At 45.4% G+C, this 18,642-nt stretch carries 16 protein-coding genes and 1 pseudogene; 2 read left to right on the forward strand and 15 right to left on the reverse strand.

The window, feature by feature from the left end; all coding sequences use genetic code 11:
- Window positions 1-76: 76 nt before the first annotated feature.
- The gene (locus tag B4G81_RS04295; protein WP_294080468.1) at window positions 77-286 is read left to right on the forward strand and encodes a hypothetical protein; all 210 of its coding nucleotides are present in this window, start codon (window positions 77-79) and stop codon (window positions 284-286) included.
- Between the two features lie 120 nt (window positions 287-406).
- On the opposite strand, the gene B4G81_RS04300 is transcribed toward B4G81_RS04295, so the two are convergent.
- From B4G81_RS04300 to B4G81_RS04355, 12 genes are all read right to left on the reverse strand, one after another.
- Window positions 407-844, reverse strand: coding sequence for a hypothetical protein (locus B4G81_RS04300; protein ID WP_294080470.1), 438 nt, complete (start codon window positions 842-844; stop codon window positions 407-409).
- Window positions 845-887: 43 nt separating this feature from the next.
- Complete coding sequence (locus B4G81_RS04305) at window positions 888-1,706, reverse strand: leucine-rich repeat domain-containing protein (protein ID WP_294080472.1); 819 nt, start codon at window positions 1,704-1,706, stop codon at window positions 888-890.
- A gap of 68 nt (window positions 1,707-1,774) precedes the next feature.
- Window positions 1,775-5,251: a hypothetical protein gene (locus B4G81_RS04310; RefSeq protein WP_294080474.1), complete on the reverse strand. Its 3,477-nt coding sequence runs from the start codon at window positions 5,249-5,251 to the stop codon at window positions 1,775-1,777.
- A gap of 77 nt (window positions 5,252-5,328) precedes the next feature.
- The gene (locus B4G81_RS04315; protein ID WP_294080476.1) at window positions 5,329-6,381 is read right to left on the reverse strand and encodes a fimbrial protein; all 1,053 of its coding nucleotides are present in this window, start codon (window positions 6,379-6,381) and stop codon (window positions 5,329-5,331) included.
- A gap of 12 nt (window positions 6,382-6,393) precedes the next feature.
- Window positions 6,394-7,770 (reverse strand): fimbrial protein, encoded by a 1,377-nt coding sequence (locus B4G81_RS04320; RefSeq protein WP_294080478.1) that lies wholly within the window; start codon window positions 7,768-7,770, stop codon window positions 6,394-6,396.
- A gap of 73 nt (window positions 7,771-7,843) precedes the next feature.
- Window positions 7,844-8,833 carry a FimB/Mfa2 family fimbrial subunit gene (locus tag B4G81_RS04325; protein ID WP_294080480.1) on the reverse strand — a complete coding sequence of 330 codons (990 nt, stop codon included), beginning with the start codon at window positions 8,831-8,833 and terminating at the stop codon, window positions 7,844-7,846.
- Between the two features lie 93 nt (window positions 8,834-8,926).
- Window positions 8,927-10,474 carry an Mfa1 family fimbria major subunit gene (locus tag B4G81_RS04330; RefSeq protein ID WP_294080482.1) on the reverse strand — a complete coding sequence of 516 codons (1,548 nt, stop codon included), beginning with the start codon at window positions 10,472-10,474 and terminating at the stop codon, window positions 8,927-8,929.
- Window positions 10,475-10,537: 63 nt separating this feature from the next.
- Window positions 10,538-11,998 carry a DUF3868 domain-containing protein gene (locus tag B4G81_RS04335; RefSeq protein WP_294080484.1) on the reverse strand — a complete coding sequence of 487 codons (1,461 nt, stop codon included), beginning with the start codon at window positions 11,996-11,998 and terminating at the stop codon, window positions 10,538-10,540.
- A 10-nt stretch (window positions 11,999-12,008) separates the two neighbouring features.
- Window positions 12,009-12,590 (reverse strand): DUF3575 domain-containing protein, encoded by a 582-nt coding sequence (locus B4G81_RS04340; protein ID WP_294080486.1) that lies wholly within the window; start codon window positions 12,588-12,590, stop codon window positions 12,009-12,011.
- A gap of 78 nt (window positions 12,591-12,668) precedes the next feature.
- A complete protein-coding gene (locus B4G81_RS04345; RefSeq protein ID WP_294080488.1) occupies window positions 12,669-13,148 on the reverse strand; it encodes an AraC family transcriptional regulator in 480 nt (159 codons plus the stop codon).
- A 213-nt stretch (window positions 13,149-13,361) separates the two neighbouring features.
- The gene (locus B4G81_RS04350) at window positions 13,362-13,901 is read right to left on the reverse strand and encodes a tyrosine-type recombinase/integrase (protein ID WP_294080490.1); all 540 of its coding nucleotides are present in this window, start codon (window positions 13,899-13,901) and stop codon (window positions 13,362-13,364) included.
- 15 nt (window positions 13,902-13,916) lie between these two features.
- On the reverse strand, window positions 13,917-14,513 hold the full coding sequence (locus B4G81_RS04355) for a site-specific integrase (protein WP_294080492.1): 597 nt from the start codon (window positions 14,511-14,513) through the stop codon (window positions 13,917-13,919).
- Window positions 14,514-14,817: 304 nt separating this feature from the next.
- On the opposite strand from B4G81_RS04355, the pseudogene B4G81_RS04360 reads away from it, so the two are divergent.
- Window positions 14,818-15,288 (forward strand): annotated as a pseudogene (locus tag B4G81_RS04360) (ATP-binding protein); the annotation flags it as partial.
- A gap of 74 nt (window positions 15,289-15,362) precedes the next feature.
- Here the strand turns inward: B4G81_RS04360 and B4G81_RS04365 are convergent.
- The 3 genes from B4G81_RS04365 to B4G81_RS04375 form a co-directional block, all read right to left on the reverse strand.
- Entirely contained in the window at window positions 15,363-16,715 is a 1,353-nt protein-coding gene (locus tag B4G81_RS04365) for a porin family protein (protein ID WP_294080496.1), read from the reverse strand.
- A gap of 4 nt (window positions 16,716-16,719) precedes the next feature.
- Window positions 16,720-17,280, reverse strand: a complete 561-nt coding sequence (locus tag B4G81_RS04370; protein ID WP_294080527.1) for an RNA polymerase sigma factor — start codon at window positions 17,278-17,280, stop codon at window positions 16,720-16,722.
- Between the two features lie 147 nt (window positions 17,281-17,427).
- Complete coding sequence (locus B4G81_RS04375) at window positions 17,428-18,165, reverse strand: NigD-like protein (protein WP_294080498.1); 738 nt, start codon at window positions 18,163-18,165, stop codon at window positions 17,428-17,430.
- Window positions 18,166-18,642 lie beyond the last annotated feature (477 nt).

Consider the following 18,642-nt stretch of genomic DNA (forward strand, 5'->3'; position numbering starts at 1 on the left):
AACACTTATTTTATTCGTTCTTATTTTGCCGCTGTTTACGAGAATCTCATTTTTTTGTGAAAATAACACTTGCGATATGGCTATAATTATTAGAGAAGAGAATGGGACACAGGCAAAACAACTACTTGAACATATTAAGACATTGCCATTTGCCACGGTGATTGAGGAAAAGGGGAAAAGTTTCCTGGAAGCCTCAGAAAAGTATAATGCCGTGAGTGTGGACGAGTTTTTTGACGAGTTAGATAACAGCATAAGAAAGCGTTATGCGGGAAGTACGGATATCTGAAGTTGCCTGACCCTTTTCTTTAGGCATGTAAGCTGTGGTAGAACCATATAATCCAGTATAATCAATAATATTGCGAGAACAGCCACGATCGTTTTTTCATCAGAGTATTCATAAGTCCGGTCAACGCTGCCCCACCTGATAGGGAAAAGGCTCTTTGAGGGGAGAAAACTCCATTCCATAGCATTCCTTTCCATCAGGCGAGAGCAGGAAACGGAAAGCAATCCCGTCCGGAGAATTCGATGTGAATGCTTTTGCGGAAAAATGGGCGTTGATTCTCTTTGCCAGTACCTCGGTCGTGTCACGTTTTTTATAACTTTGCAAATTGTCCGCCATCCAGGGTTTTGTCTCCGTCAATTCATTCAGTATCTTTATGCTGTCGGCCACCGTGATGTCCGTTATCACGTCAATTTCAAACAGGTCTATTTTTACATTTTCCTTTTCACCGTTTTCTCCCATCAGATAATTGGCGATTGTCTTCTTATAGGTGTCAGTTGGCGTTTGGGAACAAGAAACTGAAAACAGGACAAGGCATGCTATCGGTAGAATCTTTTTTATCATCGTAAGAATTTTGATTGGTTTAATATATCTTGTCTTTAGGTTTTTACGATGGATCCTCGGTCAGCCAGAGGTCGCCGTTGGGAGCACTTTTCAGTGTTGAGATAATGTTTTCGGCTTCGGTGTCGGCCAATGGGTTGCCAAAAGCCCAAAGGCGGCTTAGCAGGGGATTTTTTGAGATATCGAGTTCCGTCAGTTGGTTGTTGTACACCAACAGTCGGGTGAGTTGAGTGTTGGCGGAGATATCGAGTTCCGTCAGTTGGTTTCCGGAGCAGTTCAGGAACTTAAGGACGCTATTAGTTGCCAAGTCGAGCGTCGTGATCTGGTTGTTGAAGCACCAGAGGGACACCAATTCAGTGTTGGCATCCACACTCAACGATTGGATATTGTTGTTTGAGACGTCGAGACGTGTCAGCATTGTGTTCTGTGAAATATCCACGGCTGTCAATTGGTTCATCGGCACATTCAATGTGGTGAGATGAGGATTGCCTGACACGTCGATCGCTGTGAGTTCATTTTCCACGGCAGCCAGATAGGTGATATTGCCATATATTGCGATTTCAGATACTCCCGGGGTAACGACATATTCTTGGTAAGCGTTGAACAGCGCCACGTTTTCCGTGCCGTCTTCCGCTCGCTTCCCATCACCGTCGAGGTCAATCCACACGCCAAAGCGTGCCAATGCCGGGGCATCCACCGACAGGCTGATAACACCGTCGGTACGACCGCTTGTGAGGGTGACCACACTTTCGCTTCCCTTTCCAAGGTCTCCCGCCTTAAAGCCGGTATCGGGCAAGTCTTGCTGACAGCTTACTATCACCGTAGAGAGAAGCGTTATCAATAAATATACATGTCTATTTTTCATCTATTTATGAATTACCAATTTCTGATTACTAATTACCAATTTTACTCACTTACTAACCACCTTTCCACTTACTTCACCACTATTTTCCTCACGTCGTTGATTACGGCGTTTTCAAGGAGTATCACATAAGTACCGGCAGAGATATTCTCCATTTCCTGTTCGCTGTTGGCTGCTACTTCCAATCTCTGCAGTATTTGTCCTGCGGTGTTGGAGATGAGCACTGTACAGTTGCGGTTGCTATTGTTTGATATGGTGATGTGCCCGTCGGATGTGGCGTTTACCTCTATCTTTGCCGCTTCATCATCCATCGGAATACCTCCCGAGGCGGAAAGGCTGAAGCGTGTGCCGGAGTCGCCTTTCTTCGCCGAGAAGCTGTAGGAACTGCCATTCGTGACCCGTGTCTGAGTACCGGTGGCAAGGTCGTTCAGATAAATCTCTTCGGTTGCCCAATGGTCAGACAGGGCGAACTCAATGGTGTATTTCCCGTCTGTGTAGGCTGTGAAGCCGAGTGATAGGTTGTCCAGTCCCGGTACGGTGGCCACTTGGAAGTGATCCTTTTCGGTGTCATCCATCACGTAGAGTTGCGTGATACTGCTTTCTTTCATCTTGCGTCCGTCCCATCCATTATCGAAACCATAGGTGGTCCCTTTCTTGGCGAAAATCCACACCCGGTCGGCAGATTGTTCGCCGATCACATCCATCACTAGTGACGGAAGTTGTTGTTCTGTGGTTTCAGTCCCCACCTGTGCGGAGCGGGTAGCGACCTGCTGTCCATTTGGGTTTGTCACCGTTTGGTTTTTTACTAATGTGGAATAGTTGAGGGTGAGTGTGGCATTCTCACGGACCTGCACCATAAAGGCATGGGTGGAGGGTATCATTGTTGGTAGCATTTCTGCTCCGGCAACATTGATGGGAACAGATATGTAGCTTCCCGAAGCCACTCCCTCCGTTACGGCGCCATTGAGTTTGCGCCATTGGTCACGTGTGCCGGTATTGAACAGGTAGACCGTCTTGTCGACATTTCCCGAAAACTGCAATGCGGCTTGATTGATGGGAATGGCTGCGGTGAACGAGTTGCCCACCAAGTTCATTCCGGCGTAGTTCACCGTGCCCGTGTAAGATAGCGGAACGTCATGCTTGATATTGAATACGTTGAGTGTCCCTTTGAACGTGTGGATAGCGTTGTCGGTGGTAGGTATGGTATTATCCTTGCGGGTTATTTCATATCCTTCGAATGCTTTCAGGGGTACTTCGGCCCCGATCCACTTGTTCCCATTGGCTGGTTCAGTCCACTTGTTCACGGTATGGTTGCCGGTGAACGGAGGTGTAATGGTGGATGTTTGCACCGGAATACCGAAGTATTGCCAACTGTTGCGGTAGAAACCGCAATCTTCACACTCATAAGCCCCGTTATAGAACTCCACGGTAGCCTGCACATCTTGGTTATTGCCCGGATCAGTAAAAATCAGTGTGCCGTTTGTCTTCGCGTTTTCCGGGTCGGCTTTCACTATAATGGTTCCGGTAGAGGGATTCCCATCTTTTACAGCACCATTGATTGTGAGTGCATTATTTGTTGTAACCCACAAATCCATATTGGAATCATTAATAAGATCACCAATAATGCGATCGGTATCCAGATGCAAATCTTTATCGGCTTCGCCCTGTCCGTTTCCGTAACCATCCGGGTTATTATTTGTATCCGTGGCAAATTCAATATCATCTCCGGGACTAGGGACAAAATTTGCTGTCCAATTCTCAGATTTAGCCCAATCGTTATCCGTTGTGCCATACCAATAGTTGTACCATTTCAAGATGGCGGAAGCCTCATTGTTCTCCGGATTTGTATCGTTGATGTAGTTAACCCTTGCCGTATTTGTCCATTTATTCAATTGGGTAGTCGGTGTGTTTGCTGTTACCTTGATAATGATGGGTGAATAGGCAAGTAATCCATTCAAGGCATCGCTGCGGGTAAAAGTATAAGTACTTCCGTTGACGGAAGCCGTCCATCCATTGGCTACAAGGCTGCCTCCGGATTTTCCGGTATAGTCGGTTACCGTCAACCCTGCCGGAATAACATCAGTTACGGTAACGATTTCGCCATTAGTTTTATTATTGCTACTGTTATTGGTTACGATGATCGTAAATGTATTCCCGTCCGATTTGGCGGCACCGTGGTTATCGGCTACTTTCTCTATTTTCAAGTCCAGTGCCGGGTTATACACCGTAGTGCTCACCTCGGAGTGGTTGTTCGTTATGTCATCATTCAAATCCGGAATATCGGGAGGGGTTATATCCACCGTGTTAATGATTCTTCCACCATCGGGGATTCCGTTGAGCGTTCCTTTTATGATGAAGGAGGCGGAACTGGAGGGAGCCAAGGTCATGGTCGCTTCTAAATTGTTCGATGTCCACGTACGGGGTATGCCGCTTTCAAAACCAACAGCCGTGTTGTCCATATTTCCCTTGTTATTGAATGTGACGGTGGAAATGCTGAATTTACCACCATGCGCAATGTCATTGCCGTTGCTGTCCTTTATCACATCGTTCAATATCAGGTCAGGCAAGGTGGAGGTGGAGTTATTGATTACATTTACCGTGTAGGTTAATTCTCCGTTCTGGGGCACGTTTACCTTATCAACTTCTTTTTGTACAAGCACATCTCCGGGAGTGGTGATCAAAACATTGCGGATTTCGTGATAATTTACAAATCCTCCGGTAGAAGCGGAAAAGCCTAATTTCAGATTTTCGGGAGGCACATCCTCGGTAAGATAATCCATGAGTTGAGTAAACGCTCCATTGGGTGTAGTTGTCCATTGTACTCTTAGCCGGTATTGGCCGTCTTCCGGTTCTATGTAAATTCGTACCCTTCTATAAAATTGGTTATCAGTTGGGCGGCTCTGGATTGTGTTGTCATAAGCTATATTACCTCCGAAATCATTACTTTTTACACTTTTCAAAAGTCTATATGGATTTTTAGTTGTAATCGTAGGTTTTTCCGGACCTCTCATAGTTACGGTATTTGTAGTTCTTGCATCTGTTGTTCCGTCTTTTCCTTCCTGATTGGTTCCAAAATTACCCCATTCGTCAAATCCCACGCCCAAATAAGCGCCGGCAAGTCCGGGAACTCCACCATTATTTGTGCTTGGAGCATACCCCAACGATCCTCCAAAAGCTCCGATTCTGAATTCAGGTGTATCCGCGTCAAAAAGAAAAATACAGATACCATCCGCCGAGCTACTATGGCTGCGCCATGTCTTATACTCAAACTCCACATATATTCCGAATGTACTTGGGAAAGAGTTGTCGATATAAGCATATCCACGCTGGTTTCCGGCGTCTTTGGTTAAACGCAGCCAACCATCATTCACCGGATCATCTTTTCCCGAAGTGAGATAAGCTTCCGGATTTCCTCCCATAATAATATTACTTCCTACGTTATTTCCTTTGAAGTTTTCGGTGATGGTGAACTGGGCATTCCCTTGCGTTGCAAAGAAAAAAAGTCCCATTATTACCATTAAGAATACACGAGTATGAAATTTATTCATCGTTGTTGTATATTTTCCTGTTTTTTTATTAAGATTTGACATCGGGTGTATCACCAGTTTAAGTTTGAATATTACCTCTAAATCTCCACATCATACACATACCAGTGGTTGCGTTTCAATTGCGGGAGATATATTCCGGTAAGGTCGGGGCCGAATTCCGGCGGAGGCACCGCACCATTGTAAGGTATCCATAACCCGATAAAAGAGCGGGGATCGGGGAATGCCCTTTCATTCAGATAAGTGGTCAGCGTCATGTGTATCACTTCACCATCCCCGTTTGTTGTATAAGATGTTATTCCGTTGACATCAGCAGTCCATTGTTTCCAAAGGCGGCTGTCAACCTCTTTGAGTATGATTGGATCAAGCACCTCGTGAGCCAGATTATTGGTCGTTTTGTTGTTGAGACTCAATAGATGGGTTTCCTTTTCAAAATTCAAAAAAGCGTAATGGTACTGGTGCTTGGGAACCAGTTCATTGGGAACGCCCTCTTGAATGACGGGTTTACTTTGATGTTCCTTCTTAAGTTTGATGTTCAATTCCAGCTTGGCGAGAACACGGGTCAGATGGACAGGCTCGTCAGTGTCGCCACCCAGTACACGGTTCGTGATAAAATTATGTTCTTTGTCCCCCGACATCAATATCGGTGTGGCAAGGGTGGTAGACCAGGGGGTATCGGTTGAACGGGACACTCCTTTTAAATCGTCGATAGTTGATGGACTCAATACCGAACCATAGTTGGCCACAATGTAGACGCGCCGTTTACCGGCTTCGGCCTGCGTAAGGTTGAGTTTTATGTTGCCTTTCCTGTCAGCGGTACTATGTGTCCATGTCCCGGAGGTTGTTGTAGAGGTGTCGAAATAATAGGATTTTGGATTTTGGCCGTTCGTGTCAAACAAGAACAGGTTCAAATCTGTGATTATGTTCTCTTTTTCGGATCCCACCGCTTCGCTCGCACGGGTCTGTGAGGTAGACACACTCTTCGTGGAGGTGACCACTTTTGTATAGTTATCCATACTGAACACTATTTCCACCTGTTGACCGGCCGGTTGCGGTATCTCCTGCCCGCTGTTGCATGCGGCAAAGAGCAGGCTCAATGACAAGGCGGCGGATATATATGCTGTTTTTTTCATCTTCACAGGTTCTTATTTGCTAAAAGTGTGTACCGGATGAGTGTCGCCCTCTTCCTGATTATAATAGACTTCCAGATATGCGCCGGATTGAGGCATCCCGGTCAAATCAAGTTCAGGAGATGACGCCCCGGGGGTGTCATCCTCAAAAGTATAGGTATCTGCCCCATTGATCTTCGTGCCATTCTTTCCTACTAACCTCACTTTGTGAGGAGCACACGCATCTACCGTGTTGGTTATTTTTGCTGTCCCGGTCTCCTCATCCACCTCCACGTAATAGCCATAGCCCATATAGAGTTTTTTTGTGACCTGGTTCCACGGGTTTACCTCGTAGTTGATTTCGATATTTTCCAGATTAGTCACCGTATAATAGTAATGGTGGTTGCGGTAAATATTATAGTCGGGTTGCGTGGTTGCATTGCCGGTGGCAAATTTCATATAGTTGCCATCGGGTATATCCAATTGATTATTGGTGATGATCGGAATATTGAAGAGTGTGCCATCGACGGTCTCGATGACAAAATAGTTCACCGGCTGGTGTCCGGTCGCGCTCCATACGGGGTTATCCATCAGTGCTTCGGGCATATAATATACAAAAGTATTACCCATAGGCTTGAGTGGATTACCTTTTGAATTTGGGGGAGAGACCGTATAATAGACTACAGGCGTATAAGACAGTGCTTCCGGTGCCATCAGGCTGAACTGCCGGAACGCGTTCTTGTAATAGACATTCGCAATCTTGTCGATATTTTCTTCAAAATCGACCTCCAGCTTGGCTACCACACGGATCAGCCTTACCACATCCTCGACAGGTTGCCCCGCTACAGGTACCGGCAAGAAAGGTTTGGGTTGCATGGCAGTTCCGCCCCGTGTCACCTCCTGGTTGGTATACACCCGTGACATGGGGAAGCCTTCCGTGTCGGTCGCACCCACATAGAGAGCGGTATCCAAGTCACGATTGAAAGTCCCCTCTGTAAAGGTTTTCAGATAGGTATCCATCTTGTTTTTGGTATCCATATCTTTTAAATCTGCCATGGGCATATTCGCCACAAAATAGAAATCGCGTTGCCCGGGTGTCAGTTCCACAGTGAAAGTATAGTTGGTCCTCTCTTTGGCTATGCCTTCTCCAAAAAACTGGCCTACTTTTTCCCCGGAGCCGGCATCAAAGACGAGCAAGGCAAGGTCGTGGACACGGTCTTCGAAATTCGCATACTCGTTGATCGTCCTTAGTCCGCCTGTGCGCGCGGCCTGTATGCTCACCGAGAGGTAGACCTTTGCTGCTTCACCTGTTGGCTCTTCACCCGGCTGGTCATGAATAAATGATTCGCAGGCGGTAAACGGCAGTATGACAGCCAGAAGCAGGATAATACTATATATTGATCTATTACTCATATTCTATTTTTTTTCGTCGTTTACAGTTTCCAATCCATTCTCTCCCGGGAGGGAATCCGGAAAAACCTCCAAATTACAAGTCTGTTTGGTAGCTGTGTATCAGCCAGTCGTTCACATAGATGGAACAGCTGAAAGCGGGATTGTTTTCCCAGCATTCCACGCAATAATCCTTGATAAGCACTTTGATGGTGAAATCATTGTCGCAGTCGAGGTTTGCTTTCCCGTTTTGTGCCGCTAACAGGATCATGGCAATCAGGTCGCCGTTGAAGACTGTCTCACCTTCTTCCTTGTTGCCGGTATAAAAAATATGCAATTTATTGTTATAGCCTGTTTTCAATGCCAGCGTGGAGTAGTCCCAGGTGACCAGGTTGTCGGCATACGCCGGTCCGGCAAAGGGATAGGTCAACGCGGTTTCGTTGATCGGCATCGATCCGTCTATCCGTAATGTGCCGTTGGCCGATGAGACTTCCACATGAAGCGCTTTCGTGTCATAATCTTTCATTGTGAGTTTGTCGAACTCGGCAATTACTTTTACCCGGTTGGTTATTTCCCTCAGATTGATGGAGGTGTGCTTGTAGAGTGTGCCGTACTTCGCCGGGTCGGGCAGGTACACGGCGGGGCTTTCGCCCTGCCACAATTGAGAGTCCTCCAGACTGGCCGCCACACCGGAAGTGGCGTTCAACTTGAGCATTACATCCTTTTTGGTGGTGGTGCCGTTGGTAAACGATGAAACCGTGAACTTGTCGTTGACGCCTGCCCAGCCGATAAAAGTGAAACTGCCGTCGGATACGGGCATCAGCACTTCATAGTCGCGGCTCAACGTTACATTGCTTTGCGTGACGGAAGTAACCAGCCTGTCATTTTCATCAAACGCGAACAGGGTGAGCGAGGGTACGCTCCCCAAGAACGTTGAATCTGTGGCACAAGGTGTCATTGAGTAGAATTTCACATATACACCTTGGGGACAATCGGCCAGATCATCATAGATCAGAGAGTCGCAACCCCAGAAAATTGTTCCCAACGCGAACAGCGTTATCAATATCTTGTTTCGTACATTCATCATTCGTTGCGTTTTTGAAAAAAAATTGTTGTTTGCTTAAAAAAATCCGGAGGAAGAGGAATTTCTTCCTCCGGATAATGTGGAAATAATCTCTTATCAATAGATGTCTTCACCTAAGTTGATGCCATAGGAGTGCATTGTCCAAGGCAGTACTTTTACCGATACGGAAAGGTAGGTGACATCGGTCTTCAATGGATCTTCGGGATCGATAGGATTTTTCGGATTGTTTGGATCATCGGGATCGCCGGGTATTTCGGGATTGTCAGGATCATCGGGATCGCCGGGCTGACCGGGGTTCAACGGGTTGTTGGGCACGCCCATGGCGGTGAAAGCGTTAATATGGGCATGGTAAACTTGATTGCGGACAGTGGGCGAAACCATCGGGTTGGGTTCATCAGGAGTTGCCACCAGACTATTGGGATTCAACCAGATCACATACTTCATCACACCGTCTTTGTATTCGGTGGCTTGTTGTCCTTCAGCTTCGGCCAATTCCCTTGTGCTATAAAACTTGCTGTCATTGGCACCTAAGTAAACGGTTTTTGGTTCACCGTCATAATCATTACCATCAATTTTCAGTGGAACAAACGTTGCACGGATCTCCATATAGGAAGTGTTTCCTTTTTTGTAAGAAGTTCTTGCTTCTGTAGGTGTTTTATCCACCGCATGGTTTACCGGCAATACGAATTTACTGGTCGCTTCCGCGTCGAGAAGGTCGGGAAGTCCGGTCAAAGCCGCTTCATAGGTGTATTGCGTCACCTCGGTGAAACTGGCAAGGCCGCTATAATCAAACATCGTATTCGCTTCGGTTGCCCAATCTGCACCGGGTGTGTAAGTATACACCGGAGCAGGTACCTGATAATCGCTCTTTTTCATAATATAGAATTTTTTGTTGCTCTGTCCAACGGCATAAGTAACGCCGGTGACGGTAGCGATCTCTGTTTCGGTGCCACCAATTGTAGCTTTTACCGGCCACTTTGAATCTGCAGCAGTTTCAACCGTCAACATGGCACGCGATACCACGCGGTCCACGTTTACCTGCACATGGTTAGCAGTACCTGCTATAGCATCATCTTTCGTGATTCCGGACACTACATTTATGGTATAGTCGTCCTTGTCGTTGGTCATCATGATTTTTTCTTTCTTGTCTGCGCTAATGAACGTGGCCACGTCTGCCGCGTTCTTGGTTGCCTCACCGGCAAATGCTGCGGCAAAACCTGCAGCTCCGGCTCCCTTCAACGTGTTTAAGATATCGCCATTCCCGTTGATGACTGCATATACCTTGATATTCTCCCCTGCGGTGGCGGTCAACGCCAGGTTGGGTTTCAATACTCCATCAGTATTAATGCTTTCAAAAGAACTTTTGGTAAACGAGTTGTAGTTCACTGTTCCGGTTCCGGCGTTTACCAGAAACACATCTACCGTTTCAATCACGTCCCGTCCCGTATAGGTTCCCTTTTCATTGTAATCACCCGGCAACGATGCTTTCAAGGTTGCTCCGGCGGGAAACTTGACCGTGATGCTTGCCCAGGAATCACCATCCACAGATGACGGAGCCGTAGGCACATCGTCGCTGTTACATGCCGTGAACCCCATTCCGAGGGCTACCACGGTCGCTAAAAATAATTTGCTAAATTTTCTCATGTTCTGAAAATTAATAATGAATAAAATTGGTTTTTTAAATTGTTATTGTAATCTCTCTGTTGTTTAATCGTTTACAGTCACCTTACGCAGCTCCTCCAGGTTGGCGCGGGCGTCGTTGTCACCTTCTGCGGTAGCTTTTTCAAAATATTCCTTCGCCTTGTTGAAGTCGCCCTTGCGGGCATACGCCACGCCGAGGTTATTCCACACCTTAGGGTTGTCGCTGATCTTGTTCATCCTTGTAATGGCACCGTCCATATTGCCTCCCTCGATATCGGCCGAGGCGGAGTTGAGGATGGCGATGTCGCTGTCGGGATAGAGCCGCACGGCAATGTCGAACACCTCACTGAACTCCGTGCTTTCCACTGGGTAACTCTGTGCCAGCAGATACATTTCGTTCAGGCTTAACAGCTTGGGATTGGTCTTGATGATTTCTTTCGCCTCGTCCACGTCGAAACCGCGCACGTTGTAGGCCACCATGTATTCGGTACGGCGCAGCGGCGGGTAGTAGCTGTTGAGCAGCGTGCGATAGGTCTCCCCGCCCGAGAGTTTCTTCAGTTCGGCGTCACGCACGTCGGGATTGGATATCCGGTCGATGATGCCGAGGATCGCCTGGCGGTCGGCTATGTTGGAGCCGGATACCGCTTCGCGCAGTCCTTCCCAGTCCTCGCCATGGCCGGATACCGTGAAACGGTTGCGGCCGATGTTGAATTTGGATACCAGGTAGTCGGCAAACGACTTGGCGCGGTTCTCCGCCAACATCCTGTTGTGTGGCGCGCTTCCCTCGGGTGAGGCGTAGCCGTCGATGGTGAACTCGGTAATCTCTAGGTCGGGGTTATTGCGGATATCGTTCACCACCTTATCCACCTCGTTGAACTTGGCGGCGTTGTCCTTATAGTCGCGGCGCAGTTCCCAGCGGTCCACCACGAAGTTGAAGGTGGCGGTATGCCGGTCGCTCCGTACCTTATCCTCTACTTCGGGCATGATATAGGTGAGGCGGTACACCGGTTGGTAGGGTGCGGGAAAGAGGTTGTCCACCAGCAACTGCTCGCCGAGCAGGGTGTTGCAGTCGGCACAGCCCGACACCTCATGCACCAATGAGAGCGAGGCGTCCTGCATCCAGGCGCGGTAGGGAATAGCTATATTGTAATGCACCGATTGCCCCGTGCGGTTCTTGCGGGTCACCACCTCCACAGGAGTGCCTCCCAACGTAAGCGGTTCACCCAGCGCGCTTTTGCGGCGCAGCACCTTGACGCGTTTCTTTCCGGCGACCACCACGGGGGCGAGGATGAGGCTTTCGTGGCTGTTCCTGTTGGATTTGAGCAGGGGTGTGAGTACCAGCATGTTGTTGCGTTTCACCTTGAGCGCGTCGAACGTGATGTCGAACGAGACGGAGACCCGGTCGCCTTGCTTTACCGCTGTTTCGTTCTCTATGGTGATACCTGATAGTTGCGCGTCCTGGGCATAAACCCCCGGGACAGCCGTAAAGAATGCGATGATAAGATATATGATATTCTTTGTCTTCATTTCCACTCTCTTATTTGATGATGTAAATTAATGATATGGCCGCCTTGGTCACGCCCCAGTAGTTGTATTTGCCATCGTCCTGCTTGGTACCGCATTTGGCGCAGGGGAACTTGTCGTAATGGATGCGCGCATAACCGCCGCCGATGCCGGCCTCCAGGTTCCAGCGGGGGCTAAGCAGCCACTGGTAACCGTAACTGATTCCGCCCCCGTAGAGGTAGCCTTCGTAGCGGTTGTCCTTGAATTTGTCGAGCCTCCCGATAGGGATGTCCCACCCGCCCACGTTGAACTGTGCCCCGTGGGCGTGCACTCCAAAGAAATGCCCGTTGAACACGTCGCAGCTCCACCAGCGCAGCTCGGGCTGCACCAGCCAGTGCTTGAACTTCTTGTTGTCGGAAAAGGTGAAAGGGTTTACGCCGGCGCCCAATTCAAGGGTCATCTTGCGGCTCAATGCCATTTCCAGAGCCAGGTTGGGAGTGGCGGTGGCATCATAGAGAAGATTGTTTTTAATAGCCACCTTTTGCGCGAAAGCTCCCGGAAGGGATGCCGCCAGCGCCAAAATGAGCAGAAAAAACTTCTGACTGATCTTATGCATAATGTATTTATTAATTAATATGCTAATTTGCTTGTTTTAAGCAGTGTACCTTTATGAGGATATTCACAAGAGTGATGGTCATATCGCTTTTTTAGAAAGTCTGTCTTTTTGTGGAGAAACACCGAATTTCTTGGTGTATTTGCTCACTAAATGCGATACGTTGTTGAAACCATACATTCTGGATATCTCGGTAATGGTGAAGTCCGACTTAAGTACAAGCGGTTGTATCTCTTCCATTTTACGGTCGAGCATCCATTTGTAAGGCGTTTCCCCAAAACATTTTTTGAAATGGCGTGTAAATGTCTTTAAACAGTCATATCCACACATTTTTGATAATTCTGTTATGGTCTTGGAGAATAGATAGTTACTAAGGATGCTATCTTCAAACCGTTTTGATTTTGATGTGCGAGGAAACAGTTTCAGGAGAACGACCTCTTTGTCGGGAGATGTAGTTATTTTGCTTTTCATCCCGTTGGAAAAGGTGAAGATGCAGGATGCCACATCGGTAAGTAGGTACTTGCTCTCCTCTTCTTCCCTTATTTTTCCATTCACGTCCATTTTTATTTGCCTATTTACCTGATAACCGTTTTTTTTTATTTCTTAAAATATTTTTTATCTCTTTCTATAAAAGAAAGAGACAAAATTTTGAAAATATATTCAGTTTAAATATATGTGTGTTTTAGTATATATGGCTAATAAACAGTCGCTCAGGATGAAATTTGTAATAAGAGAGAAAGAGAAATATGTGGAAAAAATACACAATAGGGGCAATTATGATATGTTTCGTTTGTTTTTAAAAAAATATAAGTACCTTTGCGCCAGATAGTGTGTGGTTTTAAAAAAGTCTCTTTCTTTTATAGAAAAAGTCTTTTTGATTTCCGGATTATTTTTCATTTGTTTTATAATTTCCGATTCCTGATATACGGGTGAAAGATTTTTTGCCCTGTATCCACCTTTTTTGCGTTTATGTTTGTTTTGACGGACGAAGCGGTTCAGCATATCGTTCACATCGTTGTCAATCTTTGCGGTTGAAATTGAAGAGAGATAAATTTGGGTAGTTTTTATGGATGTGTGCCCCAATGACTGGCTGATTACCTCGACGGGTTTTCCGGCTTCGAGCATCAATGTGGCCCAGGTGTGGCGTATGACATAGGTGGTGAGTTTGCAGGGAAGATCCAGTAGCTTGCCTATTCCATTAAGATGTCTGTTGACACGTCGTAACGCTGATTTTTCGCAGAGAAAACGTCCGTTTGCTTTTTCCCTGAGGAAAGGGAATACATATAGGTTACCCGGTTGTTGATAGTGTAGCATGATTTCCTGCCCTTCTCAAGGAATATAGAGACGTATGTACCGGCCGGTTTTGCTCCGGCAGTACTGGGCTTGCCAGTCGTTAGAGACCATATCCCAAGTGAGGTTGTACATGTCGTGAAAGACCATTCCCCTGCAATAGAGGCTGAAGAGTAAGATGTCGAGTGATTTTGTTCGGCTTTCGGTCAGTCGTGTTTTTAATTCGGGGTCGAGCAGTCGTTTCAGTATTTTCGCCGGAAGAGCTCGCTTAGGGACCGGTGTTTTTTTTATATGTAAACCACAGAATGGATTCATGATAGGGATTTCACCTACACCCTCTTTCCTGACCGCCTTGTTGTACAAAGTTCGTAGTCCTCTGAAATAAAAATCCACGGTTTGGGTTTTTTGAGGGTGCTTGTCATGAAGCCACTGGATATAGTGATTAATCCACTCTTTATTGATTTTGTGTAAAGGGAACAATTCTTGTTCCTCATCTAAAAATAGGGCCAGTTTATTGATAAAACTTTCATAATTCGCAGCTGTATGCCGGTTGCCTTTTTCTTTCATGTTGTGGGCGATTTCCCTGAAAAGGGGTAATACGGGACATCCAGTTCCCGTTGGATTTGAATTATTCATATGATTTGTTTTAATAGTGTTAAAGAAAAAAGATGTGTTAATCTGCAAATGTAAGGTGGAATGTAGTAATTGCCCACTATAAATGCTTTTTCTTTAGTCTGTAAATTTCAATTTAAGTACAAGGTGGAAAATCCATAGCGTAGTGACCCCGCTCCCCAGTCGGCACTGACCCTCTCAGCCATTTTTTATGTAATTTCAGATCCGTTCTGGCCGACGGTATAAAACCGAGAATACAATGATAAAATTAAAAAATGTTCTCCGTTGCTACGCAATGGGAATAAAAGGCATAAGCGGTGCCTTTGAACTGTCCCGCAACCAGATGGAATGCCTGGCTCCCTCAAGTTCATCCGGAAGGCTCAGAACCTGTTCATCACCGGCTCATCCGGTACCGGCAAAAGTTTCCTGTCTACTGCATTGGGATACCAGGCCTGCAAATCCGGTATACGTATCTTCTATGCAAATGCGTCAAAACTACTGGATGCTCTGAGAGTAGCAAAAGCTAAAGGAATAATCGGGGCCGAACTCCGAAAGATAGAATGATTCCCGTTGCTCATCCTTGACGACCTCTTTCTGGTGCCCCTTGACGCTAAAGAACGGGCAATCCCGCTGGATATCATTGAAGACCGTCACGGAAGAAAATCCATCCTGGTTACCTCTCAGGTACCGGTATCCAACAGTGGCAGATACCATCCTCGACAGGATCGTGCACTCGGCACACCAGATTGAACTGACGGGTGAAAGTGTGCACAAAATGAAGGTAGGGAAAAATAAATAAACTAAAATAAGAATGACCCCGTCGGCCGGGACTTATAAAGGGTAATATCGATATGGATTTTTCCATCCAAGAGACTATTCGCTCAATGAAAAACGAAGACCCACCCTAAGATTAAAATTGAGAGGCTTCTCCTTATATATTGTCTCTATTCCGTCCCCATTCTCAAAATAATAGGTTATCCCTGGCTCTGCATACAGCCCTATCTTTGAAAAAAGATTGTATTCAACACCTGCCGAGGTGTTGACCGACCATTGCAACCGGTTTAGGGATATGTGATCTTTTTCTGTGGAGTCGAGTTTGCCGTTTACGACATAATCCGTAACTAACTTGCCGGCAACATTCTTTTCCATCATACCTCCTCCTGACAGATAAATGGATGCATTTCTACCCCTCCAGAGATTATAATGAATGTCCAGTGGAATGCCAATATTGTGTAGGGTTTGCTCACTAAAATAATAATAATTGTCGCTGCCAGAACGGATTTCGGAAGATAACAAGGTGTACGTTAATCCGCTTGTAATACTCCATTTGTCGTCGAAATTATATTTTATGGAGGCTCCTATTGTCACGGGCTGCCGATGTTTCGCATCTGTATAGACCATATTCTGTTTATTGGCAATCATAATCCCTTCATACGGATTTTTTATTAAAAGAGGCGATGCATTTCCTTCTTTTACAGTAATCTTTTCCGACAAAAAACTTCTGTAACCATTGTATGTCTTTGAAGAGCCTGAAGAGGTATTTGATGTGTAAAGACTTGTTTGCCATCTTGCAGTTTTGTTCTGCCGTGTAATGATCGGATAATGAGTGGTGGATTCCGGCATCTGATAATCGTGATTCCGGTCTCTTGATGCGGAATATATATCGGTGTTTTTTTCTGCTATGTCGGATTTTTTTTCGGGGTGTTCGCTTAGGTCACTCTTGTTGGGCTCGTCCCCTTCCTTATTAATCTCGTCCTTTTTCTTATCCTGAGGGGAATCATTCTTTTTTTTGTCTACAGATGTTGCAGGGGGCAATGCTGAGAAAGTTACGGTATTGTTTTCAGGAGCAAGATATTCATGCTGCCCTTTTGCCGCTTCTGTGAAGAGGATTTCCTTGTTGTTCTGATCTATGGATAGGCTGTTCTCCCGCTTGTGTCTCGTTTCATCAGGCCCTTGGATAGTTACAGGAGAGTGTGGGGTGTTTTCTTTGAGAAAAAAATCTCCAATAAAAAACAGGACTACCAGGATAGCGGCTACCGCACCAATCCGTTTGCCCCATAAGAGCATCGTATTTTGCCCGGGAAGAGATTGAACAGGGCGTTTCCCGCCTTGAAGAGAAACTCCTTTGGAGACTATCTGCTCAATATCTTCCCATAATCCGTTGGGAGAAGGTTCTTCATGAACTTCCATTTTTCTACGCAGATTATCGGACCATTGATTATTCATGACTTCATTCTTTTAAAGACTTGTATTCATTAATCTGCTTCATTAATAAGCTTTTGGCTCTGTGTAACTGTGATGCCGAGGTGTTTTCTGTAATGTTCAATATCGATGCAATTTCTTTATGGCTTTTCTCTTCAAAAATATACAGGTTGAACACTGTCCTGTATCCTGTCGGAAGAGCGCGGATCATTTCCAATATGACGGATGCCGGAATTTGTTCAAGGTCAGCTTCTTCTTCACTGATGTCCGGTAAATCCCATATCGGACTATTGATAATATTCAACCTCTCATTCTCTTTGAGAAACTTTAATGATTCATTGACCACGATACGGCCACTCCATGCTTTTAATGATCCTGCTCCTTTATATGTGAACTTGGATATTGACTTGAATATTTTTATGAAACTTTCTTGTAAAATATCCTTTACATCGGCCCTGTTAGAGATATAACGAGAGCATACTGTGGTAAGATACCCAGAATAATTATTATAGAACTCTTTCATAGCAATGATATCGCCAGATAAGATCTTTTTCAATAGTTCTTGCTCCTTATCTTTCTCCTCTAGCATTGGCCTCAAAAACTTTCTAAACCAAAGGTTGTACCATTTCACAAAGGTACAACCTCCTCATTATTCTGAGCGTAAAAAAAGATTTTTATTTTATATTCAGTTAGATGCCCCGTTGTTTTGACTTTATGGGATCCATTATATTCGTCGCTACTCAACGTTAATCTCACTTCTTTTGGATGCCATGTCAGATCCGGCAGGTGATGAAGCGCGGGAGTTATAATTAAATTCTACCGATTTCTCTCCACTGAATGAGTTCCATTTTAGTTTCAATTTCACTGTTTTTCCACCCGTATCAGGTAGTTTATCCAGTTTAAATGCTATCAAAGCATCACCCATCCTTCCATGTACGTCACCGGAAGCATCATGCCTGAGTTCTACTTCATAGGGTTTCTCAGGATCGGGGCTTTCAAGGAGGTTGATATAATGGATCTTATTCCTGTACCCTCCCCATATTGTACTGAAGCGCAAGGTCAGGTAGCCGTCTTCCACAATTGTCACCCAGTCATTGATGATTTCTATCGGGTCATTTCCATATTCAGTATCGTTTTCGTCTCCCAAATCAGGCACCATCGGTTTTGTGCGGATACTGTCGATCCAGTTTACTTGGACGGCTCTGTCGTATATCCCGCTGGCATCATTGACTTCCTTGTAATTTACCAATGCGCGGACCTCTTTGGAATCGTAGGGATGTTTCGTCAGGTTCACAGGCAGTAACGTGGTTTTGTCATCCAATTGGAAATAGACGGCGTCATTGTCCGCCGACTTGACGGTCACAAGGGCGCTTGGCCAGTAGGTGTTGTCCGAATCATCGTCCAGGCATGATTGAAATAAAAGGAGGAAACCCAGAATACCTCCTGTCAATAAAAGTGGTTTTATGATCTTCATAACTTTAATATTAATAAATTGTGATACAGTTTCTATTTTTCTCTCATTCTATAACATTAAATCCTGAAAGTAGGGAAACCTTGCATCAGGATAATTGATTTAACAAAATTTGCCACGAATTACCACTTTACTCTTCTGTTTATAGACTTATTCTATTCCATTATACAAAAATCTATCAAAAATATGTTGTATAACATGTTTTTTGTTGTATCTTTGCAGTGATTTAAATGGCAAGCGAGTTATTTGGAATCACTTTTAGGTTATTAATTAATTTACTGACAAGGGCTTTCAATTAGATTAGGTGTTTTCATGGCCATGGCATTGTATCAACAAGCTTATCTCTGCCTATTTGGTTTAGCGAAAATATTCTATAAAACGGTTGCCGATAAATCATAACTTTTAAATAGAAGAAAATTATGACTATCAAAAGCCTAACTAAAGAAGAAATTCTGTCTCAGATAAAGTATCTGGAGCAGA

The sequence above is a fragment of the Proteiniphilum sp. UBA5384 genome, assembly GCF_002410825.1.
Classification (GTDB): domain Bacteria; phylum Bacteroidota; class Bacteroidia; order Bacteroidales; family Dysgonomonadaceae; genus Proteiniphilum.

Coding starts and splice junctions, on each gene's coding strand:
- B4G81_RS04340 (WP_294080486.1), bottom strand. CDS start 12,590: ATGCATAAGATCAGTCAGAAGTTTTTTCTGCTCATTTTGGCGCTGGCG.
- B4G81_RS04295 (WP_294080468.1), top strand. CDS start 77: ATGGCTATAATTATTAGAGAAGAGAATGGGACACAGGCAAAACAACTA.
- B4G81_RS04375 (WP_294080498.1), bottom strand. CDS start 18,165: ATGAAGATCATAAAACCACTTTTATTGACAGGAGGTATTCTGGGTTTC.
- B4G81_RS04365 (WP_294080496.1), bottom strand. CDS start 16,715: ATGAATAATCAATGGTCCGATAATCTGCGTAGAAAAATGGAAGTTCAT.
- B4G81_RS04330 (WP_294080482.1), bottom strand. CDS start 10,474: ATGAGAAAATTTAGCAAATTATTTTTAGCGACCGTGGTAGCCCTCGGA.
- B4G81_RS04335 (WP_294080484.1), bottom strand. CDS start 11,998: ATGAAGACAAAGAATATCATATATCTTATCATCGCATTCTTTACGGCT.
- B4G81_RS04325 (WP_294080480.1), bottom strand. CDS start 8,833: ATGATGAATGTACGAAACAAGATATTGATAACGCTGTTCGCGTTGGGA.
- B4G81_RS04300 (WP_294080470.1), bottom strand. CDS start 844: ATGATAAAAAAGATTCTACCGATAGCATGCCTTGTCCTGTTTTCAGTT.
- B4G81_RS04320 (WP_294080478.1), bottom strand. CDS start 7,770: ATGAGTAATAGATCAATATATAGTATTATCCTGCTTCTGGCTGTCATA.
- B4G81_RS04355 (WP_294080492.1), bottom strand. CDS start 14,513: ATGAATAATTCAAATCCAACGGGAACTGGATGTCCCGTATTACCCCTT.
- B4G81_RS04350 (WP_294080490.1), bottom strand. CDS start 13,901: ATGCTACACTATCAACAACCGGGTAACCTATATGTATTCCCTTTCCTC.
- B4G81_RS04315 (WP_294080476.1), bottom strand. CDS start 6,381: ATGAAAAAAACAGCATATATATCCGCCGCCTTGTCATTGAGCCTGCTC.
- B4G81_RS04345 (WP_294080488.1), bottom strand. CDS start 13,148: ATGGACGTGAATGGAAAAATAAGGGAAGAAGAGGAGAGCAAGTACCTA.
- B4G81_RS04305 (WP_294080472.1), bottom strand. CDS start 1,706: ATGAAAAATAGACATGTATATTTATTGATAACGCTTCTCTCTACGGTG.
- B4G81_RS04310 (WP_294080474.1), bottom strand. CDS start 5,251: ATGAATAAATTTCATACTCGTGTATTCTTAATGGTAATAATGGGACTT.
- B4G81_RS04370 (WP_294080527.1), bottom strand. CDS start 17,280: ATGCTAGAGGAGAAAGATAAGGAGCAAGAACTATTGAAAAAGATCTTA.